The 18,522-nt window shown below is 42.1% G+C and carries 16 protein-coding genes and 1 rRNA gene; 7 read left to right on the plus strand and 10 right to left on the minus strand.

From position 1 onward, the window contains the following. Positions 1-16 precede the first annotated feature (16 nt). Positions 17-1,093: an aromatic ring-hydroxylating dioxygenase subunit alpha gene (locus FTT92_RS06670; RefSeq protein WP_180171705.1), complete on the minus strand. Its 1,077-nt coding sequence runs from the start codon at positions 1,091-1,093 to the stop codon at positions 17-19. Between the two features lie 259 nt (positions 1,094-1,352). After that, positions 1,353-2,501, minus strand: coding sequence for a TDT family transporter (locus FTT92_RS06675; protein ID WP_180171706.1), 1,149 nt, complete (start codon positions 2,499-2,501; stop codon positions 1,353-1,355). Between the two features lie 208 nt (positions 2,502-2,709). Between FTT92_RS06675 and ribF the strand changes: the two genes are divergently transcribed. From ribF to FTT92_RS06700, 5 genes are all read left to right on the plus strand, one after another. Then, positions 2,710-3,711, plus strand: coding sequence for a riboflavin biosynthesis protein RibF (ribF, locus tag FTT92_RS06680; RefSeq protein WP_111886018.1), 1,002 nt, complete (start codon positions 2,710-2,712; stop codon positions 3,709-3,711). A 63-nt stretch (positions 3,712-3,774) separates the two neighbouring features. Continuing rightward, positions 3,775-6,621 (plus strand): isoleucine--tRNA ligase, encoded by a 2,847-nt coding sequence (gene ileS, locus FTT92_RS06685; protein WP_180116187.1) that lies wholly within the window; start codon positions 3,775-3,777, stop codon positions 6,619-6,621. After that, positions 6,614-7,153 carry a signal peptidase II gene (gene lspA, locus FTT92_RS06690; RefSeq protein WP_078190655.1) on the plus strand — a complete coding sequence of 180 codons (540 nt, stop codon included), beginning with the start codon at positions 6,614-6,616 and terminating at the stop codon, positions 7,151-7,153. The genes ileS and lspA overlap by 8 nt, the downstream gene beginning before the upstream one ends. Beyond that, a complete protein-coding gene (locus tag FTT92_RS06695; protein ID WP_078190656.1) occupies positions 7,146-7,628 on the plus strand; it encodes a peptidylprolyl isomerase in 483 nt (160 codons plus the stop codon). The genes lspA and FTT92_RS06695 overlap by 8 nt, the downstream gene beginning before the upstream one ends. Positions 7,629-7,773: 145 nt before the next feature. Continuing rightward, positions 7,774-8,316: an NADPH-dependent FMN reductase gene (locus FTT92_RS06700; RefSeq protein WP_180024676.1), complete on the plus strand. Its 543-nt coding sequence runs from the start codon at positions 7,774-7,776 to the stop codon at positions 8,314-8,316. Between the two features lie 285 nt (positions 8,317-8,601). Here FTT92_RS06700 and FTT92_RS06705 read toward each other — a convergent pair whose 3' ends face one another. Together FTT92_RS06705 and FTT92_RS06710 are read right to left on the minus strand one after the other, a co-directional pair. Then, a complete protein-coding gene (locus FTT92_RS06705) occupies positions 8,602-9,894 on the minus strand; it encodes a glutamate carboxypeptidase (protein WP_180171707.1) in 1,293 nt (430 codons plus the stop codon). A 490-nt stretch (positions 9,895-10,384) separates the two neighbouring features. Continuing rightward, entirely contained in the window at positions 10,385-10,780 is a 396-nt protein-coding gene (locus FTT92_RS06710) for a tautomerase family protein (RefSeq protein ID WP_180116190.1), read from the minus strand. A gap of 471 nt (positions 10,781-11,251) precedes the next feature. Between FTT92_RS06710 and FTT92_RS06715 the strand changes: the two genes are divergently transcribed. After that, positions 11,252-12,292: a TauD/TfdA family dioxygenase gene (locus FTT92_RS06715; protein ID WP_180171708.1), complete on the plus strand. Its 1,041-nt coding sequence runs from the start codon at positions 11,252-11,254 to the stop codon at positions 12,290-12,292. Between the two features lie 91 nt (positions 12,293-12,383). Here the strand turns inward: FTT92_RS06715 and FTT92_RS06720 are convergent, their stop codons facing one another. After that, on the minus strand, positions 12,384-13,559 hold the full coding sequence (locus FTT92_RS06720) for a PQQ-dependent sugar dehydrogenase (RefSeq protein ID WP_180171709.1): 1,176 nt from the start codon (positions 13,557-13,559) through the stop codon (positions 12,384-12,386). Positions 13,560-14,005: 446 nt separating this feature from the next. On the opposite strand from FTT92_RS06720, the gene FTT92_RS06725 reads away from it, so the two are divergent. Beyond that, positions 14,006-14,599, plus strand: coding sequence for a type 1 glutamine amidotransferase domain-containing protein (locus tag FTT92_RS06725; protein ID WP_180171710.1), 594 nt, complete (start codon positions 14,006-14,008; stop codon positions 14,597-14,599). Positions 14,600-14,667: 68 nt separating this feature from the next. On the opposite strand, the gene FTT92_RS06730 is transcribed toward FTT92_RS06725, so the two are convergent. The 5 genes from FTT92_RS06730 to rrf form a co-directional block, all read right to left on the minus strand. Then, entirely contained in the window at positions 14,668-14,979 is a 312-nt protein-coding gene (locus tag FTT92_RS06730) for an ankyrin repeat domain-containing protein (RefSeq protein WP_180171711.1), read from the minus strand. A 47-nt stretch (positions 14,980-15,026) separates the two neighbouring features. Continuing rightward, positions 15,027-15,827 (minus strand): hypothetical protein, encoded by an 801-nt coding sequence (locus tag FTT92_RS06735; protein ID WP_180166035.1) that lies wholly within the window; start codon positions 15,825-15,827, stop codon positions 15,027-15,029. A 93-nt stretch (positions 15,828-15,920) separates the two neighbouring features. Further along, complete coding sequence (locus FTT92_RS06740) at positions 15,921-17,270, minus strand: MFS transporter (RefSeq protein ID WP_180116196.1); 1,350 nt, start codon at positions 17,268-17,270, stop codon at positions 15,921-15,923. 407 nt (positions 17,271-17,677) lie between these two features. Then, positions 17,678-18,229, minus strand: coding sequence for a DUF4256 domain-containing protein (locus tag FTT92_RS06745; RefSeq protein ID WP_180171712.1), 552 nt, complete (start codon positions 18,227-18,229; stop codon positions 17,678-17,680). A gap of 209 nt (positions 18,230-18,438) precedes the next feature. Continuing rightward, a 5S ribosomal RNA gene (gene rrf / locus FTT92_RS06750) occupies positions 18,439-18,522 on the minus strand; the annotation flags it as partial.

Raw genomic sequence — 18,522 nt, forward strand, 5'->3', positions numbered from 1 at the left:
GCAGATTCAACTGCTATCAAATTTGAAATTGCATCGGACGTTTGCCAATAAAAGATGGTGCCAATTGTTGGTCGTGACGTAAGGCATCTAAAATCTTCTCTAAGGCAATATGTGCCATATCCCCTCGTACACTATGCGAATGGGTCATCGGCATATGCTCGATGCCAGCTCTTCGCGCTGACAAAATTTTAATGTCTTGTTTGTTGACCACCCAAGTATAGGCATTCACAGCCGGCATCAATGCCTTAGACAACAATTTTGGAATCGGAAATTTATAACTAACACAGGTATAAACCCTTGACTCATACGGTCCCACAGGGCTAATCAGACTATTAAACACCATACCCGACGGCTCTCCCCAATGGTATTCCACCAAGGTAATATTCGGTGCGATAAAACTGTCGCGGTGAACCTGTTCAGCACCATGCGGATTGGTCAGCCATGGCATCATGCCAACATCTGCATCATGGTCATGATAGTCAACGACTACTTTGCGCGGCCCGACATCTATGGTGGCATCTACGGCTTTTCCGGACTCTGAACGAAACCAGCCTTCATGGACAAATATAGTATGGGTCACATCCATAATATTTTGTGCAACAGCGCCCATCTCACCATCATAACTGCCGACCATGTAATAGCTGACCCAGCCGGCTTGATCATAAAACGGTAATTTAAATATTTCTGGGCGTTCCTGTTTGGGCTTTTCACCGAGATAAATCCATACCACCCCATCTTGCTCACATACATCAAAACTACGCTGTTTAAAAGGATGCGGTTTTTCTGGAAAAAATTGTCCATTGACACTAGGAATATGCGCCACATACCCATCGCCCTGATACGACCAGCCATGATATGGACACGTCACGCAGCCATCAGTCATTTTACCCTGAGACAAAGGCACGCCACGATGTACACATTGATCGAGCAATGCAGCAGCTGTTCCATCTTTTTGTCGGAACAGAACAATTTTTTTACCATACAGGGTGGCTGAAAAAGGCTGATCTTTTTTGAGTTCTTTAGAGGTACAAGCGACGTACCATTCTTCTAATAATCCTTTGGCATCATCCCAAAAACTGGTTTGATTACACATAATTCGATCCTTATTTTTATCTTTTTTGTTTTAATCCATAATCCTTACTCTAGCACCTACACTACAAGCAAGTTTATATCTCGAAGCCAGTTGATCTCTCGAAAATACGCGCAAATTTTATACATGAATGTTTTGCTTGGATAGCAAAATAACGTAACTGCATCACACGCTTGCAGAAGCTCTATATTTGTTTGCTGAAATCCGTCAAAGCCAACGCGCTATATTTTTCTTCAACGGATTTACATTCACCCAACATCAATTAAGATGCGCGCTGAGCATCACAATACGCTTTTAAACACGGAGAAAAAAATAAGCTGCCGCGATAAAACCCTTGTATGGTTTTCAGCATTACCAATATCCAAAGCGTAAAGAGCAATACTGCAAAAAAAGTACTGAACTGTTCAATAGCGTGTAACTGCGTTTGTTTCGCCAAATGGATGACCGCCAAATTAAAAACGCCGAATGGAAACGTCATCGCCCACCACCCGAGATTAAAGGGTAAATCTCGCAAATGTTTTAGCGTGATGAGTATGGCGATTCCGAACCACCATACACCAAATCCAAGTAGAACAAGGGCTGCGAACACGCCGCCTTGAAGCAACACCTGTCCTAAATCTGCCAAGTCTACTGCTGTCAAAATACGTGGGGCTTGCTCGCCCAAAACTAACAGCGCTAAAGCCCCTGTCCCAATCGGTCCTAAGGCCAACCAACTGCTGATCGCCATATCCTTGCTTGGCAATTGATGTAAAGCCAGACGCAGCAACAAAATGCTTAAGATGGCAAATGCTGGAAATACTGAGATCCCCCAAAGCAGATAACTCCCCAGCAAAATATGGACAGCATGGGCCTGTGCAGGTAAATGCGCCAACAATAAACCGCCTGAACTGGCAGCCACCTCGCAAGCCACTATCGGCAATAACCATACTGCGGTCATGCCTTGCAGCGCATGTTGCTGACGACTAAACATCAGAAATGGAACACACCATGCAATCGCAATTGCCATCAACACATCGACATACCATAAATATTCAGCCCATGTGATGATGCTTACGCCCAAAAACTCAGTGTACAGCGTGGTGCCAAATTTCAATGCGCCATTGATCAGGGTTGCCAGTGCCATGGGGATTGCCCCAAGAAATAAACTCATCACCGGATGCTGGAAAATCTGCTTGGCTTCTTGTGGATACAAGATCCATCGGCTGAGATACATCCCACTAAACAATATGAACAACACGATGCTGATCTGCCACAACCCTGCTCCGATGGACCACATCCACTGCGGCGCCAACGCTATAGATGGTAAAATGAGGGCCACCACACCTGTGCCCATCACCACCGTAAACCAGTTTGGGGTGAAATGACGAATCAAGTCTTGTTTATGCTGGAGTTGATAAAATGGCATTTTCATCGCATGATGCTCATCAAAATGGAATGTCTATAGTTTAAGCACACCATTAAATAAGAAAAATTGATTAATATTTATTTTTATAATTTATTTTACTGATAACAAATTCATCTCTGCATAAAAAAACTTGAGTAAAAACACAACAACAAGACGAACGCAGAAGATTATGGCAATATATAGCCCTCAAACATTTTCAACAATTGATTCGCCCATGAAGCTGCTCCGTCTGAATGCTTTAGCGCCCCACTTAGAACTCCCCAAAACTGCCGTGACCATTGGCAATTTTGATGGCGTACATTTGGGTCATCAAGCGATGGTCAGCCAGCTCAAAGACATAGCACAGCAACAAAACTTAAAAACAGCTGTGATGATTTTTGAGCCACAACCACTTGAATTCTTTAAAGCTTATGACGCTCCACCTCGAATCAGTTCACTACGTGAAAAAGTCGAATATTTAACTGAACTGGGTGTCGACTATATTGTGGTGGCGAAATTTGACAATGCCTTTCGTAATCTCAGCGCTGAAGAATTTGCCGATATTTTAAAAAATAAACTCAATACACAAAGTTTAGTTTTGGGCGAAGATCACCACTTTGGCAAAAACCGTCAAGGCAATAGCGAATTTTTACGCCAATACGGCTTCCAAGTCACAGCCCTGCAAAATGTCGAAGTCGATGGCGAACGTGTCAGTTCAACACTGGTTCGTCAGACATTACAAGCAGGCGACCTTGCCCATGCCGCAAAGCTTTTAGGTCGTCCTTATAGCATCACAGGTCGTGTACAGTATGGCGATCAAATCGGTCGCACGATTAATTTTCCTACCATTAATGTGCGTTTAAACCGTCATAAACCTTGTTTAAATGGCATTTATGCAGTCGATGTCATTTGTGAAACCGAATCTTTAACAGATAAAGTAAAAAGCGAAAATGCTGACAAATTAGGGGTTGCAGGTTATGCACCCTCTGCCCTGTTTGGTGCAGGGCATGTTGGTACGCGTCCCGCGATTAAACAGGAACATCCTGAATGGCGATTAGAAGTACATTTTCCTGATGTTTCTGCTAATCTGTATGGCCTGTTAATGCGGGTGACGTTCTTGAACTTTTTACATGGCGAAAAGGACTACCCTTCGCTTGAAGCACTGAAAGCCGGAATTGATGACGACGTCGAAAAGCTCCTTGAGTTTCGAGGTCAGCACCCTCATTTCCCCTTTTAAACCCCGATTATTTATTGTAAAACGCGTCAGTCAACGGGCTGATAAATTTGGAAGACAACTTGCATGAGCGATAAGCAAACTCCTGAAAATGCAGTGGATTATAAAGCCACGCTAAACCTCCCAGGTACTGAATTTGCGATGAAAGCAAATCTCGCAGTACGTGAAGCGAAATGGTTAGAAGAGTGGTATGCCGACAACATTTATCAGCAGATTCGTGCATCGCGTATTGGCAAGAAAAAATATGTGCTTCATGACGGCCCTCCATACGCAAATGGCCAAATTCACTTAGGCCATGCGGTGAATAAAGTCCTCAAAGACATCATCATCAAAAGCCGTGTAATGGACGGTTTTGACGCACCGTATGTACCGGGCTGGGACTGTCACGGTCTTCCAATCGAACTGAAAGTTGAAGAAAAAGTCGGTAAAGTCGGCGTGAAAGTAGATGCCTCCACTTTCCGTAAAGCGTGCCGTGAATATGCTTACACCCAAGTCGAATTACAGAAAAAAGACTTCGTGCGTATGGGCGTATTTGGTGATTGGGACAACCCTTACCTCACCATGAACTTCAAACAAGAAGCCGACATCGTTCGTTCGCTCGGTGAAATTGCTAAAGCAGGCCATATTGAGCCGGGTCTTAAACCTGTAAACTGGTGTTTGGACTGTGGTTCTGCCTTAGCTGAAGCTGAAGTAGAATACGAAGACAAAAAATCAGATGCGATTGACGTTGGTTTTAGCGTTGTTGATTTAGCTGATTTATCTGCACGCCTAGGTGTTACAGTTAGCGATTCTACAGATATCGTAATCTGGACAACCACGCCTTGGACTATGCCTGCCAACCAAGCGGTTGCTCTACATGCTGAGCTTGAATACCAATTGGTGAAAGCAACTGGCGAAGACAAAGCAGCGCAAAACTTCATCCTTGCAAAATCATTAGTTGAATCTGCAACGCAGCGTTATGGCTTTAACGCAGTTGAAGTGATTGCTGAGTTTGCAGGTGCAAAACTTGAAAACCTAGTACTACAACATCCGTTAATTGCTGAACGCCAAGTGCCAGTAATCTTAGGTGAGCATGTCACAGACGGCAGTGGTACAGGTGCTGTACATACCGCGCCAGGCCATGGTGTGGACGACTATAAAGTTGGCTTACAGTACAACCTAAAAGTCGACAATCCAGTTGGCGGCAACGGTGTGTATTTACCGACTGCACCAATTTTTGCAGGCGAGCACATCTACAAAGCTAATCCAAAAATCATTGCTGCTTTAACCGAAGCAGGCAAACTTTGGGCACATGTGGTGATCAAACATAGCTATCCACATTGCTGGCGCCATAAAACACCGATTATCTTCCGTGCAACACCGCAATGGTTCATCAGCATGGATGCAAAAGGTTTACGCCAAGGTGCATTGAACGCGATTGAAAATGACATCAGCTTCGTACCGGATTGGGGTAAAAACCGTATCCAGTCGATGATTGAAGGTCGTCCAGATTGGTGTATCTCACGTCAACGTACATGGGGCGTGCCAATTCCATTCTTCGTGCATAAAGACACCAACGAACTTCACCCGCGTACGCCTGAGCTGATCGAAGAAGTGGCGAAGCTGATTGAACAAGAAGGTATTGATGGTTGGTATAACCGTGATGCGTCTGAGTTTATCGGTGCAGATGCAGAGCAATACAATGCAGTTCGTGACACTCTAGACGTTTGGTTTGACTCTGGAACAACACACTTTGCAGTATTGCGTGAACGTGAAGAATTGCAAGACCCTGCTGACTTGTACCTTGAAGGTTCTGACCAACATCGTGGCTGGTTCCAGTCTTCATTGTTGACGTCTATGGCGATTAATAACCGCGCACCTTACAAAGGCTTATTGACTCATGGCTTCGTTGTTGACGAAAAAGGCCGCAAAATGTCGAAGTCGATCGGTAACGTGATCACTCCACAAGACATCATCAAAGACATGGGTGCAGATGGCCTACGTTTCTGGATCGCGTCTGCAGACTACCGTTATGAAATGACTGCGGGTAAAGAAATCTTCAGCCGTGCATCAGATGGTTACCGCCGTATCCGTAACACATTGCGTTTCTTGTTGGCTAACTTGAATGGCTTCAAACCATCGACTGATGCTTTGCCTGTTGATCAATTGATCGCGCTTGATCAATACATCTTGCAACGTGCTGCGGAAGTGCAAAAAACTATTCAACAAGCTTATGAAGATATGAACTTCCATATCGTGACCAGCGCATTGACCAACTTCTGTATTAATGACTTGGGTGGTTTCTACCTCGACATCATCAAAGACCGTCAGTACACCACCAAAGCCGACTCTGCGGCGCGTCATTCTGCACAAACTGCGTTGTATCACTTGGTTCAAGCCTTTGTCCGTTGGATGTCTCCAATCTTGAGTTTCACCGCACAAGAAGCTTGGCCGCTAATTCCAGAGCAATCTGAGAAATATGTATTTACTGCGGAGTGGTATGACATTCCTGTAGCCTCTACAGCGAATCTGGTGACTGAAGCTGAATGGCAAACCTTAATCACTGTCAAATCTGCAGTGAACAAGTTTATTGAAGCTGCACGTACTGCAAAAACTGTGGGTTCAAACTTGTCTGCCAAAGTTGAACTTTGGGCCAATGCTGAACTGAAAGCTGTTTTAGACAAATTCGGTGAAGAACTGCGTTTTGTCCTCATCACTTCTCAAGTGATTGTCAATGAGTTTGATGCAGCGCAAGGTGAAGCCTCTGAGCTTGACGGTTTAAATGTCAAAGTCTCTGCTGCTGACGGTGAAAAATGTGCACGCTGCTGGCATGTACTGCCAGATGTGAATACACATCACGAACATCCAGGTCTTTGTTCTCGTTGTATTATTAACCTTCCTACAGGTCAAGGCGAAGAGAGAAAATATGCCTAATCCACAAGAAAAAAAGGGCTTCTTTCAATTCTACCCACACAATTTAGTGTGGGTGGGCTTATCCATTGTTGCCATTATTTTGGATCAATGGACCAAATGGATTGCAAGTACACATTTGAACTACGCAGATCCTGTACCTGTCATGCCCTTTTTAAATTGGACATTACTACATAACTATGGCGCTGCCTTTAGTTTCTTGTCCGATGCCGGTGGATGGCAACGTTATTTCTTTACTTCACTCGCAGGACTTGTGTCTGTCATTTTTGTATTTTGGCTCATGCGTATGCCAAAAAACGTGAAAGTCCTTCCGATTGCCATTGCCCTGATTTTAGGCGGCGCAATCGGCAACTTAATTGACCGTGTATCTTTAGGCTATGTGGTGGATTTCATTCACGTGTATTACAACAACAGCCACTTTCCTGCATTTAATATTGCAGACAGTGCCATTACTTTAGGCACGATTTTACTTCTTATCGATACGTTTTTCTTAGAAAAACACCGAATTCAACGTGCGGAAGCGCAAAATGACTGATTTTATCAATCCTAACGAGGAAACTCGTATTGAAGAAGGTTCTAAAGTAGACCTTCACTTTTCCGTTGCTATTGAAAATGGCGTAGAAATTGACAATACCCGTAGCCGTGCTGAACCTGTCAGCCTTGTCATGGGTGATGGCAGCTTATTACCGGGTTTTGAGAAAGCTTTATTCGGTTTACGTGCAGGTGACCGCCGTACCGTGAGCCTTCCTCCTGAAGATGCTTTTGGTCCATGGAACCCAGAAAACGTACAAAAATTTGATACCGTCAAATTTGAGCAACGTCCTGTTGAAGGCCATATGATTGAGTTTGAAGATAAAGCCAAACAAAGTCTGTATGGAGTAATCAAAACCGTAGGTGAAGACATTACCGAAGTGGATTTCAACCACCCTCTAGCTGGTAAAAATATCACCTTTGAAGTTGAAATTTTCAAAGTGACCCCTGCCGGTCAACAAGGCGTAAAACTGATCTAAGTTTCAGCAAATAAAAAGCTCCTTCGGGAGCTTTTTTTATCACTATTTTTATAACTATCAATCGACTCGATACATTTTCTGTATATGCAACGGACCAAATTCATATTAATTTAATGCAAGACTTTAAAACAAGACAGGAAATACGATGAAACTTCATATTATTGTCGGCAGTGTCCGCGAAGGCCGTACGGCAATTAAGATTGCAAACTGGCTTCTTTCAGAAATTGAAAGCTATGACTACAGTACCGTAGAAACTGAAATTGTCGATTTAAAAGAATGGGATCTGCCTATTTTTGCAGGCGCACATCCACCATTAACCGGGATTTATGACCAACCCAAGCAGCAAGCATGGGCAGATAAAATCGCGCAAGGCGACGCATTTATTTTCATTAGCCCTGAATACAACCACGGCTACAGCCCTGCGCTCAAAAATGCATTGGATTACCTCGGTAAAGAATGGGCCGGAAAACCTGCGGCATACGTTAGCTATGGTGGCACCAATGGTTCACGTTCGATCGATCAGATTCGTCAGGTGGCAACACAGTTAGGGTTGATTGACTCGAATGCTGTGGTTGAGATTCGCGATATTTTCGCACGTAACCGTGCTGAAACCTTTGAAGGTAATGAGTTTGATAACAAAGCTCTAAAATCTGTGTTTGATAAATTGGTGCAGTATGTCAGTGCTTAACTCATGTCATGCGTTCGATGTAAGAAAATGCTTACAGCAGATGGCGTCCTTGACCACTATGCTAATTGAAGCACCTTATTTATAGTTAAACCATACAGAGACAGGAAGTTTCTAGAATAAAAAGAATGGAACATGCAGGAAGCTATTGATTTGACAGGAGTTGAATCTTAGCAATATACGAAAAAGCCCCAACAGGACGTTGGGGCTTTTTCATTTCGTTCTGTATGCTTAATCATAATGAAGCCCACCTAGGTAGGCTCCTTCTAATCATTGCGATATAGAATATTATCTTGCTTTCGACACATCCACAATTAATCGTGTTGCCAAATACAAACGCGGAATAATACTGTCTTTTAAAATATATTCTGCATTGCTTGAGTGAGCCCCATCTCCTGATAATCCCATTCCCTCAATTACAGCAGCTTTCGACTTTACTCCAGCAAAAGCAGCATCAGTACCGCCTCCTGTTGGAGTCAAAGAAACAGTCAATGGAATGTTTAACTCATTTTTATAGATGTCTTGCGCTTTTTCAGCCAACTTTTTAGAGGCATCATTTACAGCCAACGGTGGACGGCGGACTTCAAATTTCACACTGACTTGGCTATCTGATAACTTTTTATTTTTGATTTTCTCATTCAACGTTTTTTCCACGGCCTCAAAGTCTTGGACACGTAGTGCTCTGACATCCGCCTGTGCAGCAGCATGTTCTGGAATGACATTGCGTGTTTTACCCGCTTCCGCCACAGTCCAATTCAGCTTTAACCCAGTGTTAGGATCAGATAGATTTTGCATTTGTGCGATTTGGTGAGAGAGCTCAGTGAGTGCATTCACCCCTGCCTCAGGTTTCACACCGGCATGTGAAGATTTTCCTTTAATTTCTAAATAGGCTGCGCCAATGCCACTGGTTGCCAGACGTAAGTTACCATCTTTACCGCCCCCTTCAAAAGACAACACCACATCCTGATCTTGTGCTGTTTCTGTAATCAACTTACGTGAGGCAGGTGAGCTGATTTCCTCATCTGAATTCATCAAAACAGTGATCGTACCATAGTCTTTATAATTCAATTTTTTAAGGGTATTCAAAACATGCAAAATTGCAGCTACCCCTTGTTTATCATCAATGATACCTAAGCCATAGACCTGATTACCGTCAATTTTAAACGGTTGGTTTTTAAGCATTCCCCGTTCATAAACCGTATCCATATGCGCGATCATCATGATTTTACTTTTACCTTGACCTTTCAATACCCCTTTAACTATTGGTCCCATTTTCTCAGGTGTATCGTCCATGCGATAAATATCTGTACTTTCGATCACACTCACTTCAGCACCGACATTCTTCAACTGATCTGCCACCACTTTGGCCATTTGATTCAGGCCTTCAAGATCCTTACTGCCGGATTCAATATTGACCAAGGTTTTCAAGGTCTCTAAATAACTTTGCTTTTGACTTTCCGCAATTTGCATAATCTCTTGTGGAGATGCTGCCCAACTTGCTGCAGCACTAAGCGCAATGACGCAGCCTAATGCGAGCTGAAGTTTTGATGTCGTCCGTTGTTGTGTAAGTGTTCTTAGCATCGATCTTATTCCCTGTATATTTTTCATTATGAATTTTTAATGTCTGATAAATTAGTTCACCATTCAACCAATTAATCGCAAAAATATGTAACACCGCTGATGAAGATTTTAATCATATCAAAACCAGCTTCCCGCTGTTTTAAAACAGGTTTAGATCGATTTGGGTCAATAGTTCTATCGGTCGATAGCCTATCTGCTATGCAATACATTGACGCGACGGACAAAATGATAATTTAGGTGTTGTACGTTTTGGCTTACATCAGATGCGGATAATAGACACTATTCACGTTATTGAATTACTTTTATATTAAGGTCATACAGCGACAGGATGTCACTGAACATAAAACAACAATGATAAGACAATGAGCAGGAAGCTTAACGGTAGGACAGGAGTTATACCGCTAGAATGAATCCGAAAAAGCCCCGACAGGATGTCGGGGCTTTTTTCGTTTAGGCTCCGTAAAAGCAACATTCCATGTATTTGCACAGACTAAACATCGACCTGAAAACCTAACTCGACATCACAGGCGGCTTGACCACCTCGTATCCCCCAATTTTCTAGAGGGCTTTCACGTAAGGTAATGATGATATGGTCGGCCGGAATGCCAAATTCCACCAAATTCTGCACCAGTAATTGATATAACTTACGCTTGGTTGCTAAGGTTCGTCCCGCAAAACAATCAATGGTGATATGCGTAAAGCGCTCAGGCTGCGTCAAATGATCAAACACCTGAAACCGATGTGGCGCATGCACTTGCAAACGTATATTGCGGTCATATCGAGGCAATTGAAAACTCTGTTGTATGGCGTCAAAGACAGCATTTATCAGCTGTTGCTCTTGTTCTATGCTGTATTGCACCCGTATATCGATTTGTGTTGCAGGCATGCGCGAAACTCATTGTTGTTATATCCATCACTACACTAACAGGATTTAGCGGCGTTCTGCTGTAGGCATTTACCTACAGCGCTTGCAGTATTTACGCCTATGGCCTCAACAGCAACGCGTCTATAGTAAGAACATACAGAGACAGGATGTCTTGCAATAAAAATAAATAATGCACATGCAGCAGGAACGCTGACCGGTATGACAGGAGTCATATCTTTAGAATGAATCTAAAAAGCCCTCGATAGGATGTCGAGGGCTTTTTTCATGTCGTCATTCATTCAACGATCGCACTCTATTCGTCGAAAAATCGCAATTTATCAACAATACTTACATCGCAACAGTAAAACTGTACTTATAATCGGCAGAGAATTTAGACAGAATAACGGCTGCGAGTTCAGCAGCTCGAACTGTCAGCGCTTAGGGATTAGGCGACAACAATAAAAATTGAATTAAAAAATTAGAGAATGACCTATGCAATTGCAACAGCAACAACTGAATAGTTTTACCCGCATTTTTCATGCCGCTCCAGAACACAATAGCCCGCAAGATCTTGCACAATATATTGGCGCGCATCGACAAGAGCTTTTACAACAAATCCATGAAAATGGCATCTTACTGTTTCGTGGTTTTAACATCGAGCAACCCGAACAATTTAACCAACTGATTGAACAATATTTCCAGTTTACCCCATGGAATGCATTTAACCCCAATATGCCCAGCTGGGTTGCATCATGGATGCGAAAATACAGCGAGAAATTGCTCGGCGCAGGCGACTACCGTCGTTATATAGATCGCAACACAGTGCAATTAGGTCCAGTCGAAAACTCAGTACAAGGTCCGCATGTTGAAGGCGGCGTGCGTTCAGAACGCTCGCGTTATATCGCCTTATTTTGTCAGGAACCTTCGACGTATTTAGCAGAAACTGGATTTAATAACTTAGAGCAAATTTGGGAGAGTTTTCCGAAACATCTACAAGAAAAATATCTCGGCGCATGGAACCATTTTTCTTATGTTTCGGCACGTGAGGTGGGACTATTTGACCGATTATTGCTGAAAAAGAGCCCGTTTAGTTTAGAGATTCGACAAGATAAAAAAGCCAAACTAACCTTGCAGCGTTCGCCACTGGTGATTCATCACCCCGATACAAAAAAGCATGTCATTCAGCCGTGGGCTTTTGCCAATAATACCAATCCATTTGCCCATCAGGCGGCCAAAAATTGCTTTGAAAATCGCGGGGAGATTGAAATCGATTCAACGGCTGACGGCATGCAACTGACATGGGGAATTTACACGCCAGAAGGTCAACAAATTGAATGGAACGATGCTGAAAAGCAGCAATTTTTTGATGCGATGTATAAAGATGCCCTGCTTTTACAGTGGCATAAAGGCGATGTTGCTATTGTGGATAATATTAAAATTGCGCATTGGCGGATGAATGGAGAACAAGGAAATCGTAAATTAATTCAAATTCAAGCCAATGCATTTAATGCCGATGAGCACTATGCGGCTTAGCTGACGTATTTAAAATTCGTGCAGGCCTGTATGTGAGAAGCCCCGTAGGGGCTTTTTTTATTTTTTGAATTTTTTGTTTATTTTTTAGCCACTATTTTGGCTCAATTTTGAATAACCATGCTTTTTCACCGTCCTCAATGCCCCAAATGGCGCCATCTTTGGCCTCAATCAAGCCGCGGATCCGCTGTTTCATGTCGATGCGCTGGATTTCTGTTACTGGTTGATGTGCTGTGTCCACAATCACGATTGCTTGAGACGACAAACCACCAATCAGCGCTTTATTTTTCCACAACGGGAACTTTTGCTCTTGGTAAAACATCAAACTTGACGGTGAAATCACCGGTGTCCAACTGATGGCAGGCGCTTCAAATTCAGGCCGAGTATGATGATCAGGAATCGGTTGATCATCATAATGATCGCCATTCGATACATGCGGATAGCCATAGTTTTTCGCACGCTGCACGAGATTTAACTCATCACCGCCTTTCGGGCCCATTTCGGCCACCCACAGCTGCTGTTTTGCATCAAATGCCATGCCTAAAGGGTTACGGTGCCCGAAACTCCAGACTTGCTTTGCAACCTCGCCTTGGGTTTGAAATGGATTATCCGCAGCAGGTGTTCCATCACTATTTAAGCGCAGCACTTTACCCAAATTTGACTGTAGATCTTGTGCAGGATCAAACTTTTGACGTTCCCCCGAACTCACCCATAATTTTCCATCTGTACCAAACTGCATTCGGTGTGAATAATGGCCTTGACCTTCTGCTTTTGGAATTTGCCTCCAAATGATTTTCCGCTGTTTTAAACTTGGTGCAGCTTCATTGAGGTTTAATATGGCTTTTTCGATGACAGCGCCATAACCGCCCTGTCCTGCTTCTGCATAGCTCAGATATATCTGATGATTTTTTTCAAACTGCGGATCAAGTGCAATATCACCTAAGCCGCCTTGTCCACCATAGGCAACTTTGGGAAGGTTTTTCACCTGTATTTTCTGCTGGTTTTGAGGATTAAAGATGATCAGTTGACCTTTTCTTTCTGTCAGCAATAAACGTCCGTCTGAGAGCGGCTGGATGGCCCAAGGCTCATTAAATTGAGCGATTTTTTGTATTTTAAAGCGCTGTTCTTGCTGGATTTGTGCCGTTTTTTGAGCTTGGCTTGGTGTTTGATCTTGTGCTGTAGTTGTGGTGTTTTCCGCATGGCATGCGGCTGTCATCAGGATGCCAACGATGAGGCTAGGCGTTCGAAAATATTGTATGCATTGTTTCATTTACTGTTCCCTTCCCTTTTATAATCATTTGATTCTAATAAATTAATCAGATGATTTTTCTTTGGAAAGGTAACAGAATAATTTTGTACGTTTTGGCTTACATGACATGCAGAAAATTGCGGCTTTCCAAGTTTCAGAAACAGGCCTAATCTACAGTTATCAGGAGACAGGAAGTTTCCGAAACATAAAACAATAACAATAAGTTTCTGCATCAGGACGTGAGATATGACAAGGAGTTGTATCTAGAACACGAAATACGAAGAAAACCCCGACAGGATGTCGGGGTTTTCTTTTTTCTAGCTGATTTTTTAAAGAATTCGCCCTAATCTAGAATTTTCGAATAATTTCTCTGTCAAAACTTCTTACACTTTCCTGCGAAATTATTACATACCCAAATCCGTCAAGTTGCTAGCGTGGTAGACAATCCTCATTGCAAGGAGTCAATCATGACTTTAAAAGCTTTAGTGATAACGTCAAATGTCGGTGTTGAACATGATGAGCTGATTCAACCCTTAAATTATTTAAATGAAAAGGGAATTGAAGCCATTCATGCCGCTGTTAAACATGCTGCGGTCCAGACAGTAAAAGCAGACAAAAAGGTCGAAGCTGAAGTCCAACCCAATGCCCAATTGAGCAGCGTAAATGCTGAAGACTATGATGTCTTAGTAATTCCGGGCGGAACTGTCAATGCAGATCATCTACGGATCGATGAAGATGCGCTGCGGCTCATTCAAAACTTTGCTAACCATCAAAAACCTATTGCTGCAATTTGTCATGGTCCTTGGGCGCTCATTAATGCTGAAAGAATTCGTGATAAAACTCTGACGTCTTATAAAAGCATTCGTTTGGATTTGGAAAATGCGGGTGCACATTGGGTCGATGAGCAGGTGCACCGCTGTAATACGGGCGGTTGGGTGCTCATTACTTCTCGTTGTCCAGATGACTTGCCTGCGTTTAATCAAGCGATTCAGCAGGAGCTTGAGCAACAGCAACAGCAACAGCAACAGCAACAGCAACAGCAACAGCAACAGCAACAATAATTCTAAAATGAAAATACCCGCATATTGCATGCGGGTATTTTATGAATCTACTTTATAAGATGTATGGCTTACAAATTTTTTAAGTATGCCACTACATCATCATTGCCTGCCATTTCTGCAAGCTCTAATGCTGTGTATTGGGTCTTATGCTGTACATTTGCACCTTTCTCTACCAACAGCTTCACTACGTCTAAATAGCCATTTTCTGCTGCTGCATGCAGTGCGCTATAGCCTTCGTCATCGGCAGAGTTTACGTCTGTGCCATTTGCCAAAGATTTATCGACTTCTGCAAGTTCACCTAAAGATGACCAATACACCAGTTCAGGCAAATGCAGTTCTTCATCGTCTTCAGGGATTGGGGAGATGGAATTAAATTGCATAATAGTATTCCCTTCATTAATTAAATACTTAATGAACCTTTTTTAAGTCAAAAAAATAGTGTTTTAATTGTGCCAGCAAAAGTAATACAACCAACTAATGAGGCTATGAACCAATGTTCTTTAGCTAATTGGATGAATACTATTGGATGAATCCCATTTCTATCTAACCAATTTGCTTGAGTTTTAATTGATCCATCTAACACTCTTTCAAGTAAATTTGACATTACATCTACTTTCCTTAAAGTGGATTGATGTAACTTAATATATTCCTTTTCTTGAAATGCTAAAGCCTCTTCTTTACCAGTAAGCATATCTTTAGCTTTGATAGAATTCATACTGCAAATTGTATGTAGCCGCCCATGCTCACCATGAGAAGCGTATCTAACACTATAAATATTTATCAGAAGTTTGGCTAAATCCACCTTTCGATCATCTTCAATAATATAAGGTTTACCACCCAAGACTTTATAACGATGCTCAATCGCCTGAAAACCAAAATTAATATTTCTCATATTCCAATGAATATAATTATTTCCTCGATGATCAGCTAAATAATCAAAAAATTCCTTGAGCATTCCTTTTTCTAATTCATCGTACTTATCATCGATCATTTCAAATCCAATTTTCTTTTGTTCTGCCGTTTTATGGATTGAAAAAGAATGTGTTTGATTGGATCCTAAATTAGCAATTGCTACTGAAGTAATCCGAGGTGTTCTACCGTCTTGAATATCGTAAAAAGACTCACAAGAGTAATGTATTAAATAATAGTTTTCTCGTTTCTGATCTATCTTCTTAATTATTTCTTTAGCATCTTTACGTCTTTTTAGTTTTACTAACTCTGAAATCATACAGTCCCCCTATGCAAGCCACATTATATATTATCGAAATCAAACATAAAAAAAGCCCCCTTTCGGAGGCTTTTCTTTTTAAAGAATCACAACTTAAGCTTTGGCTGTAGTTGCCTCTTTAACATCAATTTTATCACTGTCGTTTTCATGCATGATCAATGCAACCGCGATCGCAGTAATCAGTACAGGTAAACCTACCGCCATAAAGTTGAAATGCGCAGGTAAATTCATACCGAGCAAACCACCAATCAGAATCGGCCCTACAATCGCGCCCATACGACCAATCGCAGAAGACCAACCAATTCCTGTCGAACGTACAGCAAGTGGGTAATACTGTGCCACATAGCTGTACAGCAGCATTTGCGAACCAATAGACGCAGCACCTGCCAAGAACACCAAAATGTATAGCAAGAACTGATTTGACTGGAAGCCCATCAAGCTCATCACAATCGCGCCCATCATACCCAAAACCATCAGCACAGGTTTTAAATGGAAACGGTCAGCCAAAATGCCACCGCCAACAATACCCACAACTGCGCCCACGTTCATGACCATCATGAACATTAAGCTGTTATCCATAGAATAACCGGCTGCCATCATCAGTTTTGGTAACCAGCTGCTTAGCGCATACATGGTCAATAGGCACGTAAAGAACGCCACCCAAAACAGCAATGTATTTACGGCACGACCACGGCGGAACAAACTCACCACGTTAGCAGCTTCAGGTACATTTTCTTGCGGTAAAGTGAACACTGTATTTTCAGTCACTTTCACTTCAGGCGCTAAGCGCTTCACGATACTGCGGGCTTTTTCCTGTTTGTTTTCTTTCACCATAAATGCCAAAGATTCAGGTAAAAATTTCCAAATCACAGGTAAAAGGAAAAGTGGAATACCTGCAATAAAGAACATGATTTGCCAACCAAAATCAGGGGTGAACCATGAACCTAAAAGTGCCGCCATCACACCACCGACTGCATAACCACTAAACATCGTCGTTACTAGTGTACTACGCATCTTCTGCGGCGCGTATTCCGACGTTAAAGCCACAAGGTTAGGCATTACACCGCCAATCCCTAAACCAGCCAAGAAACGCAAAATACCAAATTCTGTTGGATTCGACGCAAAACCACCGGCAAAGGTCAAACCACTAAATAAAACAATACAGATCATGATGACTTTTTTACGGCCAATCTTATCTGCTAAAGAACCAAAGAACATGGCACCAAACATCATGCCTGCGAGCGCAGTACTGGCAAGCATCCCCGCTTGCATTGCAGTTAAGCCCCAGTCTTGCATCAATAATGGTAAAACCACGCCATTAATCGCTAAATCGTAGCCATCAAATAAAATAATCAATAAGCACCAAGCCACTACATTGAAGTGGAACGGGGTAAATTTAGCCTTATCGACTACAGAATTTATGTCTATTTTTTCCGTTGTCATCGTTCTCATCTCCCATGAGTACTTGTCCATAACATTCATTGAATTTTTAAGTAAAATTCAACAGCCACGGAATATACGGAACAGTGTTTTCTAGGGATATTAGACGTATGTTTAATAAATCGAATCACTTATAAGTACATGTTAATTGTGTTATTTTTCATGTTTTAGTTTAATTATTAAACATTATCAATATATGATTATTTAGCTGATTTTTATAAATCATAATGTCATTATTTTCAGGTCAAATTCTTCTATTCTTTCATTAAACTTCAGAACGACAGACCATCATTTATTTCTATCTTTAGTTTAGAAAAATTTTAAATGTCTAAAAAACAAACGTAACCATATATATAGAAAAGCTCGTTTGAACACTCTTGATTGTTTTAAATGCATTGATAGCACTGAGACTAAGCAATCACCAGCTTACAGCGAAATCCACGAGACACATAATATGACTGCGCGCCATTATGGTAGCTAAATACATGATCGTAACGTCGGTCACAAAACAGTGCCCCGCCCTTTTGCCGAATATCCGCTGGCGTTACGATCCAACTCGAAGTCTTTAAATCGAAATGAAAAACTTGCTGTATCACTCGATAGTCTTCTTCCGTCAGTAGCTCAGCACCGATGTCTCGAACCATGTCTATAACGTTATTTTTGGGAGGATGATCCTTGCGATTATCCAAGGCATCACGGTCATAACACAAGCTTCGTCTAAGCTTTGGTGACTCTAAGCTGCAATCATAAAATATCAGATCATGAGATTGCCGATTCAGCATAACAATATCTGGCTCACCGCCTGTTTTTTCCATTTCGATTAAAATTTTTAGTTTTGAGGGCTGTGCAATCAATTGCTTTTTAACATCATCCCAAAGCAATTCTGGATGACGCTGCATATTTGTCTCAAAGCGTTGCTGCAATATCTCTAAAATAGAGACTTCATCGATATTTTGGAGCATACGTACATCCTATTCTTTTTATACATTGAGACCGTACTTCACTATAAAGAATATAAGCTCACCTTGATGTAAATTTTTAGCATTGTTTTAGCCTTATTCTTTTTAAATATCTATCATTTCCCAGTTTGTCCTTCTACATTTCTTCTTTCCCTTTTCTCCGCACATAAAAAAACACCCCCTGCACGAGTCAGGGGGTGTTTAGAATAATGAGCTGGCGATGACTTACTCTCACATGGGTAACCCCACACTACCATCAGCGCTAAGAGGTTTCACTTCTGAGTTCGGGAAGGGAT

The organism is Acinetobacter sp. YH12023 (assembly GCF_013420135.1).
Lineage (GTDB): Bacteria > Pseudomonadota > Gammaproteobacteria > Pseudomonadales > Moraxellaceae > Acinetobacter > Acinetobacter amyesii.

Bases quoted from the DNA above. Each gene is read 5' to 3' on its own strand.
- FTT92_RS06670 (WP_180171705.1), bottom strand. From the start codon at position 1,093: ATGTGTAATCAAACCAGTTTTTGGGATGATGCCAAAGGATTATTAGAA.
- FTT92_RS06675 (WP_180171706.1), bottom strand. From the start codon at position 2,501: ATGAAAATGCCATTTTATCAACTCCAGCATAAACAAGACTTGATTCGT.
- ribF (WP_111886018.1), top strand. From the start codon at position 2,710: ATGAAGCTGCTCCGTCTGAATGCTTTAGCGCCCCACTTAGAACTCCCC.
- ileS (WP_180116187.1), top strand. From the start codon at position 3,775: ATGAGCGATAAGCAAACTCCTGAAAATGCAGTGGATTATAAAGCCACG.
- lspA (WP_078190655.1), top strand. From the start codon at position 6,614: ATGCCTAATCCACAAGAAAAAAAGGGCTTCTTTCAATTCTACCCACAC.
- FTT92_RS06695 (WP_078190656.1), top strand. From the start codon at position 7,146: ATGACTGATTTTATCAATCCTAACGAGGAAACTCGTATTGAAGAAGGT.
- FTT92_RS06700 (WP_180024676.1), top strand. From the start codon at position 7,774: ATGAAACTTCATATTATTGTCGGCAGTGTCCGCGAAGGCCGTACGGCA.
- FTT92_RS06705 (WP_180171707.1), bottom strand. From the start codon at position 9,894: ATGCTAAGAACACTTACACAACAACGGACGACATCAAAACTTCAGCTC.
- FTT92_RS06710 (WP_180116190.1), bottom strand. From the start codon at position 10,780: ATGCCTGCAACACAAATCGATATACGGGTGCAATACAGCATAGAACAA.
- FTT92_RS06715 (WP_180171708.1), top strand. From the start codon at position 11,252: ATGCAATTGCAACAGCAACAACTGAATAGTTTTACCCGCATTTTTCAT.
- FTT92_RS06720 (WP_180171709.1), bottom strand. From the start codon at position 13,559: ATGAAACAATGCATACAATATTTTCGAACGCCTAGCCTCATCGTTGGC.
- FTT92_RS06725 (WP_180171710.1), top strand. From the start codon at position 14,006: ATGACTTTAAAAGCTTTAGTGATAACGTCAAATGTCGGTGTTGAACAT.
- FTT92_RS06730 (WP_180171711.1), bottom strand. From the start codon at position 14,979: ATGCAATTTAATTCCATCTCCCCAATCCCTGAAGACGATGAAGAACTG.
- FTT92_RS06735 (WP_180166035.1), bottom strand. From the start codon at position 15,827: ATGATTTCAGAGTTAGTAAAACTAAAAAGACGTAAAGATGCTAAAGAA.
- FTT92_RS06740 (WP_180116196.1), bottom strand. From the start codon at position 17,270: ATGACAACGGAAAAAATAGACATAAATTCTGTAGTCGATAAGGCTAAA.
- FTT92_RS06745 (WP_180171712.1), bottom strand. From the start codon at position 18,229: ATGCTCCAAAATATCGATGAAGTCTCTATTTTAGAGATATTGCAGCAA.